Consider the following 22,829-nt stretch of genomic DNA (forward strand, 5'->3'; position numbering starts at 1 on the left):
ATGTCGCGATTTCTTGCAAGACGGATCGGGAGCATGGTATTGGCGTTATGGGGAGTATCCCTGCTAGCTTTTTTCTTGATCCGGGTCATTCCCGTTGATCCTGTCGAAGCTTATTTTGCCATAAATCAACTGCCGGCAAGCAAGGAAGCGATGGATGCGATTCGCGAAGAGCAGGGGCTTAACAAGCCTCTGCTTTCGCAATATGCGAATTGGATCTGGCATGTACTGCAGTTTGATTTTGGAAAATCGTTTGGTTCAAAGTCCGATGTAGCGAATGACCTCATTAAAAAGCTCTGGGTCACGCTAAGGATTTCCGCAGCAGCTTTATTTTTTGTCGTTTGCATAAGTGTCAGCATCGGGGTTTTATCCGCGGTAAAGCATTCCAGCCTGTTTGACCGGCTTACACGCACAACGATTTTTATGATCGCTTCAATGCCTAGTTTTTGGTTAGCTTTTATTTTAATCTACGTCGTGGGGTTAAAATGGGGAATACTGCCGTTAATGGGGTGGGGAACCTGGCAGCATATGATCTTGCCGTCATTAACATTGGCGCTCGGGTTATGCCCCTATTATATTCGATTAATCCGAACGAGCATCGTTGAGCAAATGCAGCAGCCGCATGTTTTGTACGCTCGGGCACGCGGTCTCAAAGAGAGCGTCATTATACGTAATTATCTGCTAAAGGGAACGCTGCCTCCTTTATTAACCTCACTAGCGATGTCGTGCGGCATCTTATTAGGCGGAGCTGCGGTCGTTGAGGTCGTATTTACAATTCCAGGGGTAGGAAGGTATATTCTTGTTGCCATGGAAGCCCGCGATTATGTTGTACTGCAGGGTTTTATTTTGCTCATAGGCTTCTTTTACATTGTCATTAACTTTGCAGCCGATATCGTCTGTGCTATGATCGATCCGCGTATTCGTCTAAAGGGGGGAGAGCAATGATCAAGAGAAACAAGCGCTTGCCGCTCATCATTAGCAGTTCGCTTGTTGGTTTACTTGTCATTATGGCCTTATTTGAGCCTTTGCTCATGCCTAATGATCCCTATGCGACGAATATTGCGATGAAGCTGCAAGGCTATTCAGCCGCCTACCCTTTAGGCACGGACCATTTAGGGCGCTGTATTTTATCAAGGCTGATCGCGGGCGCGAAAGTATCCCTGCTTACCACCTTTTCCATTCTGATCGTAACCATAATCATTAGTCTTGCAGTCGGGATCACAGCCGGTTACATTGGGGGGCTCGTCGACACGGTGTTAATGCGCCTTTGTGATATTTTACTTGCGCTTCCTAACTTTATTTTTGCTCTTGTTATTGTAGGAACGCTGGGCGGCGGCCTGTTCAATATGTTTATCGGCATTGTTTGCGTCACTTGGGTTTGGTATGCCCGCTTGATTCGCAATATGGTGCTAAGTTTGAAAGAAGCTCAATATGTAAAGTACGCTCAGGTAACGGGCGTTTCCCGACTTAACATTGCGCGGGTTCATATCCTTCCCTTTGTTTTTCCGCAAATCTTATTGCTGAAATTAATTGGCCTCGGTTCTACCATTTTGCTTATATCCGAGCTGTCTTTTTTAGGACTGGGCGTGACGGCTCCAATGGCAGAGTGGGGGATGATGATTAGCGACAGCAAAACGTATTTGCTAAGCAACCCGATGCTGATGTTTATACCGGGCGTCATGATCTCCTTGACGGTGCTCATCTTTAATTGGTTTGGAGATACCGTTCGCAATGCCTTGGACCCAAAAACGTTGTAGAGAGGCGGATTCCGTTGCTAGAAGTGAAAAATCTCTCTGTATATGTACAACATGAGAGAGATGAAGTTCAGGTTGTACAGGATATCAGCTTTCAAGTTCCGAAAGGGAAAGTTGTAGGGATCGTTGGGGAAAGCGGCAGCGGAAAATCGATGATTTGCACCACGATCATCGGGCTATTCAATCAAAGCCGCAGGGTAGAAGGAGATATTTTCTATAAGGGTGAATTGCTTCTCAATAAAAGTAAAAAAGAGATGCGTAATCTGAGGGGAAAAGAGATTGCCCTGATTATGCAGAATCCGATGTCCATGTTTAACCCTATGCTGTCGATTGGGGACCATTTTGTTGAGACGCTGCAAGCCCATTCAGATGTAAGTAAGAAAGAAGCGAGGTTGAGGGCGCTTGAACAGGTGGCGCGTTATCGGCTGCCAGGCGGTCAAGTGCTGAATAAATACCCTCATGAGCTGAGCGGCGGGATGCTGCAGCGGATCATGATTGCCATTGCGGTTAGTCATGAACCGTCGCTGCTGATCGCGGATGAGCCGACAACCGCTCTGGATACGATGACGCAGCTGCTCATCCTGGATGAGTTGCAGGCTTATCGGCAAAATTCCGGTGCGAGCATGCTGATTGTATCTCATGATTTAGGGGTCATTGCCAGAGCAGCCGATGAGCTGATCGTCATGAGAGGCGGGAAGATGGTCGAATACGGCCCGGCCGCCTTGGTCCTTCATAATCCGCTGCATCCATACACACAGGCTTTGCTGGCCGTGAAGGAAACGGGCCGCAGCCTGGATGAGCTTGTGGAGCACTATGACGAGCCTGTTGTGGAGCCTTTAGTTGAATGTCAGCCTGGCTATTGGGTTAGGCAGTAAGATGGAGGGGGAACCAATGATTGAGTTCGTTAACGTGTCGAAGCAGTTTCGTGAAGGGAAATGGCGGGGACGGAAAAACAACGTACAGGCGGTGCGCAACGTTTCCTTGCAAATCAAGCAAGGAACTTGTTTTGCGCTAGTAGGGGAAAGCGGTTCGGGCAAAAGCACGCTGGGTAAACTGTTGATCGGTCTCGAAAAGCCGGATCAAGGTCGCGTTTTGTTCCAAGGCTGCAACCTGCATGAAGCCGGTCGCGAGGAGCGTCAGCGGCTGCGCAGAGATATGCAAATCGTATTTCAAGACCCGTATAGCGCCGTCAATCCCCGAATGAAGATTAGAGACGTGATTGCTGAACCGATGCGCGTCCACTTCCAGTATTCCGCCGCAGAAATCAATGAAAAAGTGAAGCAGCTGCTTGAAGCGGTTGGACTAGACGAAAAAGCTGGCGAGCAGTATTCCCATCAATTCAGCGGCGGACAGCTTCAGCGGATCACCATTGCAAGGGCGATATCGATTGGGCCAAAGGTCATCGTCTTGGATGAGGTGATTAATAGTTTGGACGTACTCGTACAGATTAGTATATTGAAGCTGTTAAAACGATTACAACAAGAATTAAACTTAACCTATCTTTTTATTTCACATGATCTGCATGCGGTAAAATGGTTTGCGGATGAGGTCGCTGTGCTGGATAAGGGAGAAGTTGTAGATTTTGCGCATCACGTGAAGGATTTTGATCAACTGACTCATCCTGCCAGTCGAAGATTAATAGAAGCTCAGCTTCCTATTGTAACTCAGCAGGCTAAGGAGGAGTACCCGGTAAAGAAAGGATTGTATGTATCATAAAAACAGGTCCACTCTCTAAAGAAATGCTTCAAATGTATGCACTGGCGCTTCTTTTCTTTACAGCAAATGCTGTCCTGACCGTCATTTTCCCTTTACAGGCAGCGGAGCATGGCTTTAGGGAAGGTGAAATCGGCATCATGATGGGACTGTACATGTTTGTTTGTATGGTGCTGCGGCCCTGGGCAGGTCAAATGGTTGCCAAGTATGGTGTGTTGACGATCATGAAATGGTTATTAATAGGTCATGCGCTAGCCTTGCTGTTATATGTTTGGCTAGGCGTGGAGAGCTTGTATATCGTCCGTGCACTTCAAGGTGTCGTGACGGCTTTCTTTTCGATGTCTATGCAAATTGGCGTGGCCGCTATTTTGCGAGATGAAGATCGAGGACAAGGCATGTCCATGTATTCTTTATCTACTGTGCTGCCAGGCTTATATGGACCTGCCATAGCTCTCTTGCTTTGGACTCAATATGATCATTTTTATATTTTAGTTTTAGTGGGCGCCTTGGCAGTGCTTCCCCTTTTATTTGTGTACGGTGCCCCATTGCCTGCATCAAAAGAGGATAAAGGCAGCTTTACTTTTCGAGAGATGCTTGCCGCGTTCAAGGATGCCTGTCGAGATAGAGGTTTAGTGGTGTCTGCCTTTGTCATGCTCATCGGTGCAACGGTCTTTGGAGCCATTTCAACCTTCTTGCCCTTGTATATGGTGACAACAGGCTATGGCAATGCAGCACTGTATTTATTTTTACAGGCTATTGTCGTGGTGGTGAGCCGGTTTTTGCTTCGGAAATCGATCCCTTCTGATGGCCAATGGCATCCGGGTTTTATGTCGATGGTACTCGTAAGCTCAGTCATTGGAACAAGCTTGCTGACACTCATGCCGCAAATCGGTCACTTTATTTATGTATCAGCAATATTTAATGGTTTGGCTGCAGCGATGCTGTATCCAACGATCGTCACGTATATGTCCTTTGCCATTCCAAAAGAAACGAAGCATATTTTACTCGGTGTTTTTCTTGCTTCTTATGATTTAGGCTTTGCCTCTGGCGGCTTTGTTATGGGATTCGTTATACAGAGCAGTTCTTTTTCGTCCATGTTTTTTGCTTGTTCAATTATTGGTTTGGCTGCCACTATGTTCGTTTGGGGAAAACGGAAGGAAACGGTAATCATTGTAAAGGACAGAGGTGCCGTTTCTTAAAGAAAGGGGAGAAGGTGTGAGAGGAGCATTGTCTTGGCCATTTTTACGTTTGTATCTATTGGTTCTTCTATATTTTAGTGCCAACTCTATACTGAATGTCATAATCCCATTACGCGGAGAATCATTAGGTGCCAGTAATACAATGATTGGGATCATCATGGGGGCCTATTTATTTACCACGATGTTCTTTCGGCCTTGGGCAGGTCAAATGATTCAAAAGCATGGGCCTATAAAAGTATTACGAATTATTCTAATTATAAATGGCTTTGCTTTAATACTCTATACGTTTACTGGATTAGAAGGGTATTTGTTCGCCCGTATACTGCAGGGTGTATCGACAGCGTTCTTTTCAATGGCACTGCAGATAGGCATTATTGATGCTCTGCCAGAGGAGGATCGCTCACAGGGCATTTCACTTTATTCGTTATTTTCCTATGTTCCGGGAATCCTTGGTCCATTACTAGCGTTAGGGATATGGCAAACCGGGGATATGAATTACTTTACAGTGGTGATGATAGTAATCGCTATCTCTACAGGTCTATTCGGTTATAGTGCTAAAATGGACAAAAACACTGATCAACCTATTGCGAGCCATACTGAACAGAGAGTCAATATGTTTACATCATTTAATCAATTAGTGAAAAATCCGTTTTTGTTTAAATGCAGTGTATTGATGTTGACATCTTCCATTATCTTTGGGGCCATTACAACCTTTATACCCTTATATGCTTTGCAATTAAAAAGCGGTAACGCCGGAATTTATCTCATGCTTCAGGCGGGTACTGTTGTCTTTGCGCGGTTTACTTTAAGAAAAAAAATTCCTTCAGACGGCAAATGGCATTCTTCTTTTATCATGGGGACGATGCTTGTATTAGCAATCTCGGCGCAATGTGTAAGCTATTCTATAACGGGTGGGCCTATCTTTTTCTATCTTGGCGCTATTTTGATGGGGATAGCGCAAGCACTTATATATCCAACGTTAACCACCTACTTGACCTTTGTTTTACCGCAGGTGAATCGTAATGTGCTGCTTGGTTTATTCATTGCGATGGCTGACTTGGGGGTTTCACTGGGCGGAGTCATTATGGGACCTTTAGCTGACCTTTTTTCATACTCATCCGTATATATGATTTGCGCTATCTTAGCTGTGACAATGGTCATTTTTTCCTATGACCGACGAAAAATATTTGTTGAGGCAACTACTAGAGCCTGTTCAAAAAGCTCTTAAAATCGCATAAAAAACAAAAATGCACCGGGGCGAAAATGGTAAAATGGAAGTACTCCTACCATCAATTTAACCATTCGCGAGGTGCATTTCCATGGAATTGCAGCTTGAGCTGCTACCCTATCACTATAATAACACACTCGGATTTGATGCGGAACTGATCGATTATATCGATCATGTCGATGACTCCATTGTGTTTGAGAAGATCGCTCCGCTCAGCAGTCTAAGCACCTTCCGAACTAAGGTCAGCGCTGAAGCTGAGAGGCATCGACGTCGGGTACATGAGGGCACCGCAGCTGGATTTGACCGAGGCAGAGGTAAGTGAGCTGGAGCGGAAATTAAAGGAGCTGCCGGCCGTTAACTAGAATGATTTAAAGAACAAGAAGAAGCCGTACTAATGAGCAGCGTAAAGCTGCTCATTAGTACGGCTTCTTCAGGCATTTGGCGGTACCCCAACACCGAAAAACCGTGTTGAATTTAAAAAAAGAACATAAAAATGAATGGTTGTAAATATTCATCCTATAAGGATTCGTCAGTAAAGGACTGAGAAAATAATGAGAATATTTACGGCATTGAATGGAGATACACTCCGTATCATCGCGAAAAAATTTCGGGTCGAACTAGAGCAGCTTATGTTCCTCAATCCGCACATTTCCGGGACCGATCTAAATATCGGCGGAAATAAAGTGAAAGTTCCCTTTTGGGCAGTACAAAACAGAAATCTCACCGGTATCCCTTCTTGTACTCCTCAGGTCCCGGGGAAATTGCAGAATGAATTTATTCCGCTAGTTTCGATAGATCAAATGGTTGGAACCGATTATGACGTGCTCGTCGTTGGAACAGGGGCAGGCGGCGGGGCGGCAATCTGGAGGTTATGTGAACAACTGAAGAACACCGGCAAAAAGATCGGCGTTGTGGAAGCAGGGCCGATATTGTTGCAAACCCATGCGGGCAACCTTCGTACTTTTACGGGTGAGTATTTTTTAAATCCAAAAATTTCAAGGCCTATTGGCCATTTTCTTCCTGACTTGCCAGGTGCGAGAGAAGTGATTGGTCTTGGAGGCATGAATTTGTTCTGGGGCCTGGCAAGCCCTCGCATGTCCGTTTCCGAATGGTTCGATTATCCTATAGATCGAAAAGAATTAGAGTTATATTATAATATCGCCGAACAGGAAATGATCGTTACTAAGACGAAGTATCCGCTGTCCGATGCCTTCCTTACCCGTCTATGGGAGGGTGGTTTTCCCGAAGCCACCGTCACTCCGCGGGCAGTAAATCTGGAACCGGCCAAATATGGCCCAGTCGTATATTTCAGCTCCATTTCGTTTTTAGCCTCAGCCTTCATGCAGCGGCCGTTCGATTTGGCGATCAACGCCAGAGCCGTACAAATACTCACCGATCAAGGAAAAGTCACCGGGATTAAAGTAATGACGCCTGAGAAGAAAGCTTATGAATTAAAAGCAAAAAACGTAATCATTTCAGCAAACGCTTTTCAAACCCCGCGCCTCTTACTTTCCTCCGGGATAAGAGGAAGAGCGATCGGTCATTTTTTAACCAATCATTCTTTTTTGAGATCCAGTTTCCAAGTCAATCAACCACTGCGTGATACAGGAAATAGTTTGCAAACGATTCATCTTCTGATACCGCAAACGGAAAATCGTCTCGATCAAATCCAGTTTGACATCTCCGAACGATATAAAACTCTGGATCAAATTGCACAATATCATGTTGAAACTTACGCTTTTGGCAAGGTGGAGTCCCGTTATGAAAACAGGCTTTTCCTGGATCCTGACAGAAGGGATCATTACGGAGTGCCGGAGATTCAAGTTCATTTTTCTTTCAGCGAAAAAGATAAGTCTGTCATTGCCCAATTGGCGGATCGAATAAATAAAGCTGCTGCTGTCTTAGGATCAAGCAAGCAGCCTGAAATCTGTGCACCACTTCCCGGAAGCGACTATCATGTAATGGGAACGTGCCGCATGGGCGATGATCCGTCTACCTCGTCAACAAACCGATACGGTCAAATTCACGGAATGTCCGGCCTCTATATCGCTGACAACAGCGTATTACCTAACACAGGAGCTGCCAATCCAACATTGACTACAGTTGCACTGGCGATTCGTACGGCGGATTATGTTGCCCGGCAATTGGATGTTTGAAATGTTCAGTAGAAATTGATGCCGTCCTCTAATGAGGGACGACCTTTTTAAAATTATGGGTGAAGGCAAGGAATGATATATACCTCTTTTTACCATGGAATCTACTAATTGGTTTGTAGTAGAGTAGGACAGGTAGGAGGCGATATAAACGATGGAAAAATTTTTCAAGAGATTACTTGCAACCTGTATAGCCGGTATACTGTTGATGCCAACAGGATTGTATGCCGCGGGCGCGCCCGGCACAACGATTTATGTGGACGGTTCGCCGGTTAAGACATCCACGATGATGCAAAATGACCGTCAGATGGTGCCGGCCGCGTTTTTCAGAAGCATGAAGGCAAGCGTGAGCTGGAGTGAGAAATACCGCTCGGCCGTTATTAGCAGAAGCAGCATGACGATCGGCTTTCCATCCGGCGCAAGCTTTGCGGATTACGGGCTGCGGCAATCGGAGCAATGGCGGCGGGATGAGCTGCCGACAACGACGATTAATGACAGCGGCAGGATCTATGTCCCGCTTGCCTATACGGCTAGAAAGCTTGGGTTAAACGTTCATTACGATGCACGTTCAAAGAGAACCTCGATCAGCTCGACCGGCCAGAACGGAATACATAGTCTAAGTGCTGCAGGGTCCACCGCCGGTTTGGGGCCGGTTTCGCAGGAGGATCTGAAATGGCTGTACCAGGTCACCGAAGCGGAAGCAGGCGGTGAAAGCTACAAGGGAAAAACGGCGGTAGCCGCTTCCATTCTTAACCGGGTAAAAAGCCCGGAGTGGCCGAAGACGATTCAAGAGACGATCTTTCAGGTGACTCATTATAATGGCAAGTCCTACTATCAGTACTCGCCGGTGCTCGATAAGCGAATCTATGAGGTTATGCCAAGCGAGGAAACGAAAAAAGCGGTGCAAGCCGCCTTGAACGGGGAAGATCCGAGCGAGGGTGCCATTGTGTTCTACAATCCTGATAAAACGGACAACCAGTGGGTGCGCAGCAAAGAAGTTACCGTCATTATCGGCAACCATGTTTTTGCCAAATAATTAAAACAGACTACATCGTATTGGGCATATCGGTCGAGGAAGCCCCGTTAGAGCGATGATGCTGCTGCGCGTGAACGCCTTAGCGCTCTGGGCGTTGTTCAGCTTCTTGCCGATATGCTGAATGCGGGAGTCACGCCGGTCATTCCGGAGCAAGGCTCGCTTGGCGCATCTGGCTCTCGTGCTCGTCGGTGAAGGAGAAGCCCTTTATCACGGTGAACGTCTGCCTGAGGCGAAGCGATGGCGAGAGCCGGCTTGCAGCCTATCGCAAGGTGATGAAATTCGATGTTCAGAGAATCGATGAACAACTGCACCGGATGGTTCATGAGAGGGATCATTCCTTTCTCCCGAAAAGTGAAAAGGCCCATATTACACATCTAGTGTAATATGGGCCTTTTTATTTGTACAATACGGTTTTTTTGCTGCGGGATTTCGCCAATTACGGTATCGTTATACCGGTACCGGTCCTGACCGCTTACAAAGTTCGTCTTGATCCGGCTAATATCGTCGGTCCATTCCTCCATCAGGAATGGATAAATTCACGTTCGAAGGTCCGGGTGAATATTTCGATTGCCCCGGTTCTTCGAAAAAATGATGATAGTACTTAAGAGCATTATGCCATTTCGCGAGGATGCCGCCTCATCAATTCCGGAACCGCATCGCCACGTCCCGTCGCCTTTAACCGTTCGATATATGGAGGCAAATGCCCTTTGGCATGGTAAGGGCCGCCTTCTTTGATCACCGTCCACAGCGGATCGACGTCATGCGGCATCGTTGCCATCATTTCATCGTGCCACTCGTTCAGCCAATAGACGGCTTCCCTGCACAGGTCCGGCCGCTCCTTAGCCAGACTATGCTGCTCATGCACGTCCTCCGCAAGATTGAACAGCATCTCCTTGTCAAAAAGATGATAGCCGTCGTGATAGGTTCGCATGTACAGCCAATCTCCGAAGCGCACGCTGCGCTGACAGACGTGGGCGCACTGCGACACGACCAGATAATCCCTGCCGGTATCCCCGCCGGTCTTCAGGGTGTCCGCGTAGCTTCTGCCGTCCCAGCTTGGCGCCTCCGGCAGATTCATCAGCTCCGCCATTGTCGGCAGCAGATCCAGATGATAATGAAGCCCTTGGTCGGCAATGCCGCTCTGCAAGCCCGGCCAGCGGATAATCATCGGGATGCGGCAGGTGCCCTGATCGGCCGTGCCGTGCTCGCCATAGATGCCCAGCTCGCCCATATTTTCGCCATGGTCCGCCGTAATAATGACGACCAAATCCTCCATGAGGCCTTTGCTCTCCAGCAGCTTGAACAGGGCTCCGATATTGTCGTCCATATGGCGGATGCCGCAATCGTAGCCGTCAATCATGGTCCGCAGTTCTTCCATTGACGTAATCTCGCCGGGATGGCGCGGATAATCCGCCGATGTGCCGTTGTCGTACATGTTGATTTCGCTCGCGCTATGCGGGCCTACCTTACGCTTATGACCCTCCAATACGTCCTCCGTTATCCATGCGGGAAGCGGCTCCTCCTGGAACGGATTGCCGAAGGCTTCCGGCGCCCGGTACGGGGTATGGGGATCCCAATAATTGACGTACAGCATCCAGTTATCCTGCTCGGCGTTGCGGTCGATCCAATCCAGAACGACAGGTGTAACCTCCTCGGCGGATTCCATGCCGCCTTTGCCCGTATTATGGATTTCATTGAAGCCGGCATAGAAGGTCCAGGCGGAATGCCGCTCGCCGAACGGGCTGACGAGCGCCGTCCGCATGCCCGCCTTACGGAATAGGGCAGGGAAGCTCTCCGATGCCAGCTTGTCGCGGAAACCGCGTTCCAGACCCTCATGCCGTACGTCGCCCGCTGTTCCGCCATGGCCGACGACGCCGTTATGAATGCCGAGCCGCCCGGTCATCAAGGCTGTGCGTGAAGGGAAGCAGGGAGCGTCGGAGGTGTAGTAGTTTTCGAACCGGACACCCTCCGAGGCTATTTTGTCAATGTTAGGGGAGGTGTTCCGATGATAGCCGTAGCACCCCAAATGATCCGGCCTTGTAGAATCCAAATCCAGCAATAAAACTCTCATTTTGTTCAAATCCTTTCCAATGTTCTTAATATTTGGCATGAACTCTAACTAACTCGATGGAAGAATGACGCTGTTTATGGAATTCCTCCCGAACGGTCTTAATGCTGTCACTCCAATCCATTAACCCCATAATCCTTTCTTTATTCCTTTCAAATGAAACCCCTCCTTAAAGTAGGTGAATTCCCCAGCGCATTTAGAAAGATGATCCCCTTTGTCTCATCTACATTATGTTAGCGCTTTCTTTAATGGCTGTAGCTGCATTATAGGATATCTTTTTCCCGTGTGTCGACGTACATTTCACATTTTTGATGTACATTTCTATTGGTAAATTTTTTCTTGTGAGCGATGTGAAAGAAGTTGTTTACGGAAAAAGGCTGATATGATAGGATTCTATCTACATTCGAGTGGAGAGGTGCTAGGCGTGATTCAAATCATGAGTGTACATTTCGATTATTTCATTCCCGATTGGCGGACGTATATGGAAACGATCGGGTACAACGTGCTTGTATTGGTCAGGGAGGGGAAGGTCAAATATGAAATCAACGGGGATGAGGTCGTGGCGGAGAGAGGGGATGTTCTGTTCATTCCGAAGTCCACGAGAAGAAGCGGCGCGAATTACATGGACAGCCCCCATCAGAAGCATACGATCCTGTTCAAGCTGGATACCGGTTTAAGCACGGGGATTCCTTTCCTGGACCAGGGACGATTCATCAAGCTGAAAATTGCCAATTTCCAATATGCTTCCCATCGCTGCGAGCGGCTGTACGAGGAGATGAGAGGCGGCAAAAGCTTCCGTTCCTTTATTTGCCTCGGAATTATGCAGGAGCTGATCGGCTTGCTGGCCCGCGAGATGGAGAAGCCGGAGCTTGCGCCGATGAAGCAAAAATACGCGCAGATCGTGAGGACGTATCTGCTCGAGCATTACCGCGAGCCGATCGAAATCGAGCAGCTGGCGAGGCTGATCCACCGTTCGCCGAATTACACGACGGCCCTGTTCAAAGAGGTGTACAGCCATTCGCCGATCCGATATATGCACCAGCTCCGCGTCATGGAAGCCTGCAACCTGCTGCTCAACTCCGACATGACGGTGACGAACATCGCCCAGTATTTAGGCTACTACGACACGTCTTATTTTTTCCGGATATTCAAAAAGCACAGCGGCATGTCTCCTACCGAATTCATCATTCAAGGTGATCAATCTCAGCTTTTCCCTTAAGCGTGCAGCCGCTATATTTCCGTTCCCACATATAGAGGTGGGCTCGTTCTTGAACACGATTAATGGAAAAGCCATTCATATGCTAATATGACCAGGCGGCAAAGACTGAGCCATCTCCTCTTTTTACCATGGAATCTACTATTTGGTTTGTAGTAGAGTAGGACAGGTAGGAGGCGATAGAAACGATGAGGAAATTATCCGGGTAATTACTTGCGACGATCGGCTTTCCATCCGGCGCAAGCTTTGCGGATTACGGGCTGCGGCAATCGGAGCAATGGCGGCGGGATGAGCTGCCGACAACGACGGTCAATGACGGAGGCAGGATCTATGTCCCGCTTGCCTATACGGCTAGGAAGCTTGGGCTGGAAGTTTATTACGATGCCAGGTTGAAAAAAACCAATATCAGTACGACCGGCACGTCCGGCCAGGACGGAATACATAATCAAAGTGTTGCAGGGTCCACCGCTGGTTTGGGGCCGGTTTCGCAGGAGGATCTGAAATGGCTGTACCAGGTCACCGAAGCGGAAGCGGGCGGTGAAAGCTACAAGGGAAAAACGGCGGTAGCCGCTTCCATCCTTAACCGGGTAAAAAGCCCGGATTGGCCGATGACGATTCAAGATACGATCTTTCAAGTGACCAAGTATAACGGCATATCCTACTATCAATACTCGCCGGTGCTCGACAAACGAATCTACGAGGTAACGCCAAGCGCTGAGAGGAAAAAAGCGGTTCAAGCAGCTTTGAACGGGGAAGATCCGAGCAAGGGTGCCGTTGTGTTCTACAATCCTGGTAAAACGGACAACCAGTGGGTGCGCAGCAAAGAAGTTACCGTCATTATCGGAAATCATGTTTTTGCCAAATAATTAAAACCGACTACATAGTTTTGCATGAAACCTGGCAGGAGAAGCGCCTAGGGCAGCCTTTTCGCATACTCGCGTCTTAAGCCTCTCCTCCGGGTCACCCCTGGATCTAACCTGCTGCTTACCGCTTCCAAGCCCTGTTTGGCGGGCTATGATGGATTTATACAGTAACTTCATGCTCTCAGCACTTGCTGGCCGGAGCAGACAGCGCATGAAGAAGCGGCCGGGAGCATATGATTCTGTAAGAGCATAAGATCAAATGAGAGCATATAGCGAGATAAAAGCAGCGGTCGCGACTGAAGCCGACAGCCATTCCGTGTCCAGTGATTAGAAGCCGATACCTTACCCAGGGTATTGGTTTTTTTAATTACGTTGAAAAGCAGGTGGGAGCATGCAGCCAATGGACGAATCGTTTGTGCTCGTTAACGGTGGAACGATGACGATTGAACATGTTATCCGTGTAGCCCGATATAAGGAAAGAGTGAAGATAAGCCGGAATTGCATCAAAAAGATGAAGCAAAGCCGGGCGTACGTCGAAAAGCTGCTTCGCGAGAAACGGGTGGTGTACGGGCTTACGACCGGATTTGGGAAATTCAGCGATACCTATATCTCGGCGGAGGATACGAAGCGCATGCAGTTGAATCTCATTCGAAGCCATGCCTGCGGGATCGGAAAGCCGCTGACGGAGGAAGCCGTTAGAGCGACAATGCTGCTGCGCGTGAATGCCTTAGCGCTCGGTTACTCCGGAATTCGGCCGGAAGTTGTTCAGCTTCTTGCCGATATGCTGAATGCGGGAGTCACGCCGGTCATTCCGGAACAAGGCTCGCTTGGCGCAAGCGGAGATTTGGCGCCTTTGTCGCATCTGGCTCTCGTGCTCGTCGGCGAAGGAGAAGCCCTTTATCTCGGTGAACGGTTGCCTGGCGGCGAAGCCATGGCGAAATCAGGCTTACAGCCCATCGCGCTGGAGGCCAAGGAAGGTCTCGCCTTGATTAACGGAACGCAGGTGATGACGGCGATCGGCGCAATTGCCAGCTTCGATGCCGTCAATTTAGCCAGATGGGCAGATTGTGCAGCGGCGTTAACGGCAGAGGCGCTTCACGCCATTCGCGATGCATTCGAACCGCTTACCCACGCCATTCGACCTCATCCGGGGCAGGGACAATCAGCCGAAAATATCCGGCGCTTGACGTCGGAAAGCCGGCTGATGTCAAACCAGGGAGAGCTGCGCGTGCAGGATGCTTATTCCATACGCTGTGCGCCGCAAGTCCATGGAGCTAGTCGGGACGCTCTGCGTTATATCCAAGAGAAGCTGGAAATCGAAATGAATGCCGCAACGGACAATCCGCTTATTTTCGCTGAAGAGGATCGCGTCATATCCGGAGGAAACTTCCACGGACAGCCGATTGCTTTGGCGATGGATCATCTCTCCGTCAGCGCCTCCGAGCTCGCAAGCATCTCGGAACGCCGTACCGAAAGACTCGTCAATCCGTATTTGAATGAGAAGCTTCCTCCATTCCTTGCGAAGGACGGGGGCGTACAATCCGGCTTTATGATTGCCCAATACACGGCTGCCGCGGTTGTATCCGAAAATAAGACGCTCTCCCATCCTGCAAGCGTAGATTCGATTCCTTCTTCGGGAAACCAGGAGGACCACGTCAGCATGGGAACGATCGCGGCCCGCAAGGCCAATCAAATCGTTCATAACGCCTATTCGGTGCTCGCCATCGAGCTTTTGTGCGCCGCGCAAGCCGTTGATTTCCGGGGCCCGGATTATCTTGGGAAGGGAACGAAATGGATCTACGACCGATGCCGAGAGCATGCGGGCTTCGTTGACGAGGACCGCGTATTGTCGGGCGATATTCGCATCGTCGCCGAATGGATGAGATTTACGGATGTGCGGGAAGCGATCGCGTCCGTCATCCCGATCAACTAACAGGTTTGGAGGTTGAACGCTATGAAGGAACGAGTCATTCGCGCGCCGCGGGGCGCTAAGCTGAATACGAAAGGATGGATCCAGGAAGCGGCGCTTCGGATGCTGATGAACAATCTGGACCCGGAGGTGGCCGAATATCCCGAAAAACTGGTTGTGTACGGGGGGATCGGCAAAGCGGCTCGAAATTGGGAGTGCTTCGATGCCATCGTAGAAACGCTCAAGGAGCTGGAGGACAACGAGACCATGCTGGTGCAGTCAGGGAAGCCTGCCGCGGTATTCCGGACCCATCGGGATGCGCCGCGCGTGCTGCTTGCCAACTCCAACCTGGTGCCGGCATGGGCAAACTGGGATACATTCCACGAGCTGGATAAGAAGGGTCTCATGATGTACGGCCAGATGACGGCCGGCAGCTGGATTTATATTGGCAGCCAAGGCATCGTTCAAGGCACCTATGAAACGTTTGCGGAATGCGCGAAGCAGCACTTCGGCGGCAGCCTGAAAGGAACAATTACCGTGACTGCCGGCCTCGGCGGGATGGGAGGCGCCCAGCCGTTATCCGTAACCATGAACGATGGCGTGCTGATCGGTCTTGACGTCGACAAGACGCGGATCGAGAAACGCATTCATTCCCGTTATTGCGATTGCATGCTGGAAAGCTTGGATGAGGCTATCTCGCTCGCGATTGAGGCAAAGAAAGAGGAAAGGGCGCTATCCATCGGTCTGGTCGGCAATGCGGCTGAGATCTTGCCGGAAATGATTCGCCGCGGATTCATTCCAGATATTATTACGGATCAAACCTCAGCTCACGATCCGCTGAACGGCTATTTGCCGGCAGGCCTTTCGCTGGAAGAAGGCAGCAAGCAACGCGTAGAAGATTCTGAAGCTTATGTCAGGCTGGCAAAAGCGAGCATGGCCGCGCATGTGAACGCCATGCTCGAGATGAAGCGGCTCGGCTCCGTCGCCTTCGACTATGGAAATAACATTCGCCAGGTTGCGTTCGACGAAGGCGTGAAGGACGCCTTTGCCATTCCCGGATTCGTTCCCGCCTACATCCGTCCGCAATTTTGCGAAGGGAGGGGCCCGTTCCGCTGGGCGGCGTTATCCGGCGATCCCGAGGACATCTACAAAACCGACGAAGCGATCTTGAAGGCGTTTGCCCATAACGAGCGCTTATGCCAATGGATCCGGTTGGCGCAGGCGAAAATCACCTTCCAAGGCCTCCCGGCCCGGATTTGCTGGCTTGGCTGCGGCGAGCGGGCACAGTTTGGCCGCATTATCAACGACATGGTCGCTTCCGGGCAATTGTCGGCTCCGATCGTAATTGGACGCGATCATCTTGACGCGGGCTCCGTTGCGTCGCCGAACCGCGAAACGGAAGCGATGCGCGACGGCAGCGACGCGGTCGCCGATTGGCCGATCTTGAACGCCCTCGTCAATACGGCGGCCGGGGCAAGCTGGGTATCTCTTCACCACGGCGGCGGCGTAGGCATGGGTTATTCCATCCATGCCGGCATGGTTGTCGTCGCGGACGGTACGAAAGAGGCGGAGGAGCGTTTAAATCGAGTCTTGACGACCGATCCGGGCATGGGCGTCGTGCGGCATGCGGATGCCGGTTATGATCTGGCTATCGAAACCGCCAAGAAGAAGGGGATCCGGATGCCGATGATCGATGGCCGGGTAACCGAAGAGGGGTGAGCGTATGCTGTATATCAAAAACGCAGCGCAAGTCGTTACCGTAAGCGGGGGCAGCAAAGCGCCTAAAATAGGATCGGAAATGGAACAGCTGAACGTCATCGGGAACGGCGGCGTCGTAGTGGAAGGCGATATTATTGCCTTCGCCGGAACCGACCAAGAGGCGGCGGATTATGTGGAGCAACATGCAGGCGGCAAAGACGTCAAAGTCATTTTGGCGGAAGGAAAGACGGTCACCCCGGGTCTTATCGACCCGCATACGCATGTTGTTTTTGCCGGATCGCGGGAGCATGAGCTGGCGCTTCGTCTTCGCGGCGCCACTTATATGGAAATTTTGCAAGCAGGCGGCGGCATTCTGAATTCGGCGAACAAAACCCGCGCAGCATCGGAATCGCAGTTAATCGGGGAGACAAGGAAGCGGCTGGACCGATTCCTTGTCCACGGCGTGACGACGATCGAGGCGAAGAGCGGCTACGGGCTGCGGCTTGCGGATGAACTCAAGCAGCTGCGGGCGGCGCGCTTCCTTCATAACGATCATCCCGTCGATCTGGTATCGACGTTCATGGGGGCTCATGCCGTTCCTCCCGAGTACAAATCGGATCCTGATAAGTACGTAAGGATCGTGACGGAGGAAATGATACCGGCCGTAGCCAAGGAAGGGCTGGCCGAGTACTGCGACGTCTTCTGCGAGGAGGGCGTGTTCACTCCCGGGCAATCGAAGACGATCCTGGAAGCAGGGCTAAAATGGGGGCTAAAGCCAAAAATTCATGCCGATGAAATCGTCCCTTACAGGGGCGCGGAGCTTGCCGCTGAAATCGGGGCCGTATCGGCCGAGCATCTGCTGCGGGCGTCGGACGCCGGCATCCGGGCGATGGCGGAGAAAGGCGTCATCGCGGTCCTTCTCCCCGGTACGGCATTCTTTCTCATGACGAAACCGGCCGATGCCCGGAAGATGATCGAGGCTGGCGTTCCGGTAGCCTTGTCGACCGACCGTAATCCGGGCTCCAGCCCGACGGAATCGCTGCCTTTTATCATGAATTTAGCATGCTTAACGATGCGGATGACTCCCGCCGAAGCGTTGACCGCCTGCACGATAAATGCAGCCCATGCCATTGGACGCGCAGACCGGATCGGCAGCATCGAAGTAGGAAAGCAAGCCGATTTGGTCATTTTCGATGCTCCGAATGTTGAATACATGCAATACCATTATGCCGTGAATTTGACGGAAACCGTCATTAAGAATGGCGTCGCTGTCATTTTAAATGGAAAGAGGACTTACGCATGCGCGCGATAACCATTAATACGGCCAGATTGGAGAAAACCATTCATGAACTCGGCCAAATCGGTGCGAACGAGCAGGGAGGCTTGGATCGAACGGCGTTTACGCCGGCAGAATTGACAGCCCGGGACTGGTTGAAGGAGAAGCTGGCGGAGCTCGGCTTGGACGTTCGCGTCGACGAAGCGGCCAATATTTGGGCCATTCGGCGGGGCGGGATCAACGAGCTTCCGGTCATTGCTTTCGGCTCCCACGTCGATACGGTGCCGAATGGGGGCAAGTACGACGGGGCGCTCGGCGTCTTATTAGCCTTGGAAGTCATGCGCGTGCTGGAGGAGCAAGGCATAACGACCCGGCATCCGCTCGGGCTCGTTTCTTTCAGCGCGGAAGAACCGAATCCGTTCGGTTTATCGACGTTCGGCAGCCGAACGGCAGCCGGTAAGCTGACCAGGCGTGACTTGGATGGCGTCCGGAATGATAGCGGAAAGCTTCTGGTCGACGCGCTGCGCCAAGCGGGCGGAGACCCGGACCGGTACGGGCAGGCGCGCAGGAAGCCGGAAGAGTTCGCAGCGTTTCTCGAGGTTCACATCGAGCAAGGAAAAAGGCTGTTGGACCGCGGTATTCCGGTTGGCGTCGTAACCGCGATCACGGGTATTTACCGCGAGGAAGTGACGGTCGCCGGTGTGCCGAATCATGCGGGGACGACACTGATGCATGACAGGACCGATGCGTTAATGGGGGCGGCCGAAGCGATGCTCGCGCTGGAGAGGGTTTGCCGGGAGCATCAAGCGGACGAAACGGTGGGGACGGTCGGAAAGATTGCGAACTACCCGAATGCAGCCAATATTATTCCGGGAAAAGTGAAGTTTCACATGGAGATCCGCGGAAAAACCAGGGCCGACATTCAGGAAACGACCGCTGAATGGGAAAAGCATGCGGCTCGCATTTGCTCCGGAAGGGGAGTACGCATCGAGCGGCAGTTGCTGCTCGACCAGCATCCTGCCGCCATGGATCCGCTTGTTATCGAGACCTGCATCTTGCAGGCAGAGAAGCTCGGGTATGCGCACTATTCACTAGGCAGCATGGCCGGTCACGACGCGGCGCATATGGCGTCGCTCACCCGGTCGGGAATGCTCTTCGTGCCCAGCCTGGACGGAATAAGCCATTGTCCGGAAGAGGAAAGCAGAATCGAAGATATAGAGAAGGCTGGAAACGTCTTGCTTCACGCCATCTTGGCGCTGGATGAGCGATTGGATTGTTAAGGGGGCTGGCATTAGTATGCGGAAACTGTATTTGGCGGATTATGTTTATACAAACGGAGCGTTTCAGAAAGATTTTGCTCTTCTTGAGGAGAACGGCGTGATTTTGGAGACAGGACCTTCGGATATGGTTTCCTCAAAATATGCTGAAGCCGAGCGTGTCCGCTGGGAAGGAAAAGCGATCGTGCCGGGAACAGTCAATGCGCATAATCATTCTTTTCAAAGCTTGCTGCGCGGCATCGCCATCGATAAACCGTTTCTGGAATGGAGAGATCAGGCGCTGTACCGGTACACGCCTCTATTGGATGAAGAAGCGATTTATACGGGAGCTCTATTAGCCTTCGGGGAAATGATGCGTTACGGCGTGACGACCGTCAGCGATTTCTTCTACGTTCATAACGGAGGCACAGCCTATGACGAAGCGGTTATTAAGGCGGCGAAGGACGTAGGCATCCGGCTTGTTTTTGCAAGAACGATGTACGATTGGAGCGGCGCTCCCTCGGCCTATAGGGAAACGGTGCCGGAGGCCGTGGAACGGACCCGATCTCTTGCCGTCAAATACCAGGGAGACCCGATGGTTACGGTGCATCCGGCGCCGCACAGCCCGCACGCGGCTTCCCCGGAAATGATTAAGGCCGGCCATCGGCTTGCTGCCGAGCTGGATACTCCTTTTCATATTCATGTCGCGGAAGAAATGTTCGAAGTCGAGGAGACGTTAAGGGATTATGGCCTGAGGCCCATTCAATATTTGGATTCGTTAGGCGTACTCGATGAACGGATGATCGCCATCCATTTGGTGTGGCTGGACGATTCGGAGGTCGAGCTGATCGGCAGCCGCAGCGGTTCGCTTGCTTACTGCCCATCCAGCAATATGTTTTTGGCGGATGGCGTCACCCGAATTCCGGATCTCATGAAATCCGGCGTGAGGATTTCCTTGGGAACGGATGGGGGCTGCAGCAACAACCGGATCAGTGTGTTTGAAGAAATGCGGATGTGCGCTTTGCTTCAGAAGGTGACCCGGTTAAACGGAACTTGCGTGACGGCTAACGATGTTTTTCGCATGGGTACCGTGAATGGAGCCGATGCGTTAAGACTGCCGACCGGATCGCTCGAAGCCGGAAAAGCGGCGGATTTCATCGCGCTGGACCTTCTGGACTTGTCTTTGGCGCCGAAACGCGAATTGTTCGCGAATATGGTATATGCCATGCAGCCGGGCGCGATCGCCCATGTCGTGATAGGCGGCCGACCCGTATTTAGCGAAGGAAAGCTGCTCACCGTTACCGGGCAAGAAATAGGTTCGCGGGTGGATCGGTTATTCGACAAGTGGGGCGGAATCGCAGCTATATAGCGGTCTTAATAATGCATTTTTTACTTAAAAAAAGCAATCCGTAAGAAATCCCTTCATCCAAAATATAGTATAATTAGTCAGAAGCGTTTGAGCATTTGTCCAATCAGGAAGAGGGGGAACGTATGAGCAGGCCAAGCTCTGAGCAGGAATATGCAATCGAAGCCGTAAATTTAGTGAAGAAGTTCGGCGATCAGCGGGTCGTCGACGGGATCTCTCTTAAGGTTCCGCGGGGTACGATATACGGATTTTTAGGACCCAATGGCGCCGGTAAAACGACCACAATCAAAATGCTGGCGACATTGCTGCGGCCGGATGAGGGTTCCGCCAAAGTGATGGGCTGCGATTTAGAGAAGGAAACGAACAAGGTCAGGCAATGCATCAGTCTTACCGGTCAGTTTGCTTCCGTTGATGAGGAACTGTCGGGCCGGGAGAACTTAATCCTCATCGCACGTCTTGTCGGTTTCTCCAGGCAGGGGGCCAAGGAGCGCGCGATTGATTTGTTGAAGGCGTTCAACCTCGAGGATGCCGCAAAACGCCAAGTGAAGAAATATTCAGGCGGCATGCGGCGGAGGATTGATATCGCTGCAAGTATCGTGACGTCGCCCGATCTGCTGTTTTTGGATGAACCGACGACAGGGCTTGATCCAAGAAGCCGAAATCAGGTTTGGGATATTATCCGTGTGCTTGTGAGGAACGGAACGACTGTCTTCTTGACGACGCAATACCTGGAGGAAGCCGATCAATTAGCGGACCGAATCGGTGTCATCGACCATGGGCGGCTCATCGCGGAAGGGACGAGCAAGGAGCTGAAGGCTTTGGTGGGAGCAGGGAGGCTGACGGTCCATCTCCATACCCCTGATGACCTGGCGAAGGCCAAGACTATTCTGGAAGAGCTGACCGGCGATGCCGTCGAAATGGATGAACGGACGCTTAAGCTGACCGCCCCGATTACGGATCATGGCGAAGCCGCTTCCGCTCTCAGCCGCTTAGTGACGGAGAATCTGCAAATCTCTGATTTTTCAATGGGACAGCCTAGCTTGGATGAAGTATTCTTGACGCTTACCGGCAAGACGACAGGCCAGGCCGAATCGGAAGGGGAGGAAGCCGATGATAATCAAGCAGGATGACAATACGGATTTGCAAAAAGCGTTAACGCTTTCGCTTCGCCCAAGCCGGCCTAGCGCGTTGAGCGCCTCTTTAACCTTCGGCTGGCGAGCGCTCCTGAAAATCAAATACGTACCTGAGCAATTGTTTGACGTGACGGCTTTCCCGGTCATATTCCTGCTGATGTTCACGTACCTCTTCGGCGGCGCGATATCGGGGTCCACGGGAGAATATCTGGATTTCGTCCTTCCAGGCATTCTTGTCATGACGGTTGCGATGATCACGATGTACACGGGAATCGATTTGAATAAAGACATCCAGAAGGGGATCTTCGACCGCTTCCGAACCTTGCCGTTTTGGCGTCCGGCCTCATTGGTCGGAGCATTGCTCGTAGATGCCCTGCGTTATTTACTGGCCTCTACCATCATGATAGGTCTAGGCTATCTGTTAGGCTTCAGACCGGAAAACGGCTTCGGCGGACTGGTTTTCGGCGTTCTTCTCCTTTTGTTATTCGCTTTCAGCTTGTCCTGGATATGGACGTTTCTGGGTCTCATTGTCCGTACCGAAAAAGCGCTGATGGGCATCAGCATGATGGTGCTTTTCCCGCTGACGTTTCTGAGCAGCGTGTTCGTGGACACGTCGACGATGCCGAACTGGCTGCAGAAGTTTGTGGATATAAACCCTATCACGCTGGTAGTCGACGCCGTACGGGGATTCATTCACGGCACGGTGACGAGCGGACAGCTATACACGGTATTAATCGTTTCGGCAGCTTTGATTATCGTTTTTGCTCCGCTTACGATGTATTTTTATAATAATAAAAAATAAGCACGCGGCTCCTTTCGTGGCGAAGCCGCCTTGAAAGGCAGGCATGGCGGGATAGAAGGCTGACTCCAAAATCGGAGTTGGCCTTTTTTTGGATATTGCCGGATGCCCCACTAATCTCCGCAAATACGCTCACTTCATCGCCAGCTTGTAATCGTACGATAC

The 22,829-nt window shown here is 51.0% G+C and carries 20 protein-coding genes and 1 pseudogene; 20 read left to right on the forward strand and 1 reads right to left on the reverse strand.

What is annotated here, in order from left to right; genetic code table 11:
• From L1N85_RS13770 to L1N85_RS13820, 11 genes and pseudogenes are all read left to right on the forward strand, one after another.
• Positions 1 to 942 carry an ABC transporter permease gene (locus tag L1N85_RS13770; RefSeq protein WP_235239387.1) on the forward strand — a complete coding sequence of 314 codons (942 nt, stop codon included), beginning with the start codon at positions 1 to 3 and terminating at the stop codon, positions 940 to 942.
• On the forward strand, positions 939 to 1,754 hold the full coding sequence (locus L1N85_RS13775; RefSeq protein ID WP_235239390.1) for an ABC transporter permease: 816 nt from the start codon (positions 939 to 941) through the stop codon (positions 1,752 to 1,754). The genes L1N85_RS13770 and L1N85_RS13775 overlap by 4 nt, the downstream gene beginning before the upstream one ends.
• Positions 1,755 to 1,777: 23 nt before the next feature.
• Positions 1,778 to 2,626, forward strand: a complete 849-nt coding sequence (locus tag L1N85_RS13780; protein WP_235239469.1) for an ABC transporter ATP-binding protein — start codon at positions 1,778 to 1,780, stop codon at positions 2,624 to 2,626.
• A 16-nt stretch (positions 2,627 to 2,642) separates the two neighbouring features.
• Positions 2,643 to 3,467, forward strand: a complete 825-nt coding sequence (locus L1N85_RS13785) for an ABC transporter ATP-binding protein (protein ID WP_235239395.1) — start codon at positions 2,643 to 2,645, stop codon at positions 3,465 to 3,467.
• On the forward strand, positions 3,464 to 4,663 hold the full coding sequence (cntE, locus tag L1N85_RS13790; protein WP_407946418.1) for a staphylopine family metallophore export MFS transporter CntE: 1,200 nt from the start codon (positions 3,464 to 3,466) through the stop codon (positions 4,661 to 4,663). The genes L1N85_RS13785 and cntE (L1N85_RS13790) overlap by 4 nt, the downstream gene beginning before the upstream one ends.
• A 16-nt stretch (positions 4,664 to 4,679) precedes the next feature.
• The gene (gene cntE, locus L1N85_RS13795) at positions 4,680 to 5,891 is read left to right on the forward strand and encodes a staphylopine family metallophore export MFS transporter CntE (RefSeq protein ID WP_235239402.1); all 1,212 of its coding nucleotides are present in this window, start codon (positions 4,680 to 4,682) and stop codon (positions 5,889 to 5,891) included.
• A 91-nt stretch (positions 5,892 to 5,982) separates the two neighbouring features.
• Entirely contained in the window at positions 5,983 to 6,213 is a 231-nt protein-coding gene (locus L1N85_RS13800; RefSeq protein WP_235239407.1) for a hypothetical protein, read from the forward strand.
• 229 nt (positions 6,214 to 6,442) lie between these two features.
• Positions 6,443 to 8,047: a GMC oxidoreductase gene (locus L1N85_RS13805; RefSeq protein WP_235239412.1), complete on the forward strand. Its 1,605-nt coding sequence runs from the start codon at positions 6,443 to 6,445 to the stop codon at positions 8,045 to 8,047.
• Positions 8,048 to 8,198: 151 nt separating this feature from the next.
• Positions 8,199 to 9,080 (forward strand): cell wall hydrolase, encoded by an 882-nt coding sequence (locus L1N85_RS13810; protein ID WP_235239416.1) that lies wholly within the window; start codon positions 8,199 to 8,201, stop codon positions 9,078 to 9,080.
• Positions 9,081 to 9,111: 31 nt separating this feature from the next.
• Positions 9,112 to 9,344 (forward strand): annotated as a pseudogene (locus L1N85_RS27610) (aromatic amino acid lyase); the annotation flags it as partial.
• Positions 9,345 to 9,478: 134 nt separating this feature from the next.
• Positions 9,479 to 9,685 (forward strand): hypothetical protein, encoded by a 207-nt coding sequence (locus tag L1N85_RS13820; RefSeq protein WP_235239420.1) that lies wholly within the window; start codon positions 9,479 to 9,481, stop codon positions 9,683 to 9,685.
• 5 nt (positions 9,686 to 9,690) lie between these two features.
• Here the strand turns inward: L1N85_RS13820 and L1N85_RS13825 are convergent, their stop codons facing one another.
• Positions 9,691 to 11,151 (reverse strand): sulfatase family protein, encoded by a 1,461-nt coding sequence (locus L1N85_RS13825; protein WP_235239423.1) that lies wholly within the window; start codon positions 11,149 to 11,151, stop codon positions 9,691 to 9,693.
• A 421-nt stretch (positions 11,152 to 11,572) separates the two neighbouring features.
• On the opposite strand from L1N85_RS13825, the gene L1N85_RS13830 reads away from it, so the two are divergent.
• The 9 genes from L1N85_RS13830 (at position 11,573) to L1N85_RS13870 (ending at position 22,667) form a co-directional block, all read left to right on the forward strand.
• The gene (locus L1N85_RS13830; protein WP_235239426.1) at positions 11,573 to 12,367 is read left to right on the forward strand and encodes a helix-turn-helix transcriptional regulator; all 795 of its coding nucleotides are present in this window, start codon (positions 11,573 to 11,575) and stop codon (positions 12,365 to 12,367) included.
• 386 nt (positions 12,368 to 12,753) lie between these two features.
• Positions 12,754 to 13,230: a cell wall hydrolase gene (locus tag L1N85_RS13835; protein ID WP_235239429.1), complete on the forward strand. Its 477-nt coding sequence runs from the start codon at positions 12,754 to 12,756 to the stop codon at positions 13,228 to 13,230.
• 388 nt (positions 13,231 to 13,618) lie between these two features.
• Positions 13,619 to 15,160, forward strand: coding sequence for a histidine ammonia-lyase (gene hutH, locus L1N85_RS13840; protein ID WP_268818279.1), 1,542 nt, complete (start codon positions 13,619 to 13,621; stop codon positions 15,158 to 15,160).
• A 21-nt stretch (positions 15,161 to 15,181) separates the two neighbouring features.
• Entirely contained in the window at positions 15,182 to 16,855 is a 1,674-nt protein-coding gene (hutU, locus tag L1N85_RS13845) for a urocanate hydratase (RefSeq protein ID WP_235239432.1), read from the forward strand.
• 4 nt (positions 16,856 to 16,859) lie between these two features.
• Positions 16,860 to 18,146 carry an imidazolonepropionase gene (hutI, locus tag L1N85_RS13850; protein WP_235239434.1) on the forward strand — a complete coding sequence of 429 codons (1,287 nt, stop codon included), beginning with the start codon at positions 16,860 to 16,862 and terminating at the stop codon, positions 18,144 to 18,146.
• Positions 18,134 to 19,390: a Zn-dependent hydrolase gene (locus L1N85_RS13855; RefSeq protein ID WP_235239436.1), complete on the forward strand. Its 1,257-nt coding sequence runs from the start codon at positions 18,134 to 18,136 to the stop codon at positions 19,388 to 19,390. Before hutI ends, L1N85_RS13855 begins: the two co-directional genes overlap by 13 nt.
• 16 nt (positions 19,391 to 19,406) lie before the next feature.
• Complete coding sequence (locus L1N85_RS13860) at positions 19,407 to 20,735, forward strand: amidohydrolase family protein (protein WP_235239439.1); 1,329 nt, start codon at positions 19,407 to 19,409, stop codon at positions 20,733 to 20,735.
• A gap of 122 nt (positions 20,736 to 20,857) precedes the next feature.
• Positions 20,858 to 21,862: an ATP-binding cassette domain-containing protein gene (locus tag L1N85_RS13865; RefSeq protein ID WP_235239443.1), complete on the forward strand. Its 1,005-nt coding sequence runs from the start codon at positions 20,858 to 20,860 to the stop codon at positions 21,860 to 21,862.
• Complete coding sequence (locus tag L1N85_RS13870) at positions 21,843 to 22,667, forward strand: ABC transporter permease (protein ID WP_235239446.1); 825 nt, start codon at positions 21,843 to 21,845, stop codon at positions 22,665 to 22,667. Before L1N85_RS13865 ends, L1N85_RS13870 begins: the two co-directional genes overlap by 20 nt.
• Positions 22,668 to 22,829 lie beyond the last annotated feature (162 nt).

The organism is Paenibacillus alkaliterrae, from assembly GCF_021532375.1.
GTDB classification, from domain to species: domain Bacteria; phylum Bacillota; class Bacilli; order Paenibacillales; family Paenibacillaceae; genus Pristimantibacillus; species Pristimantibacillus alkaliterrae.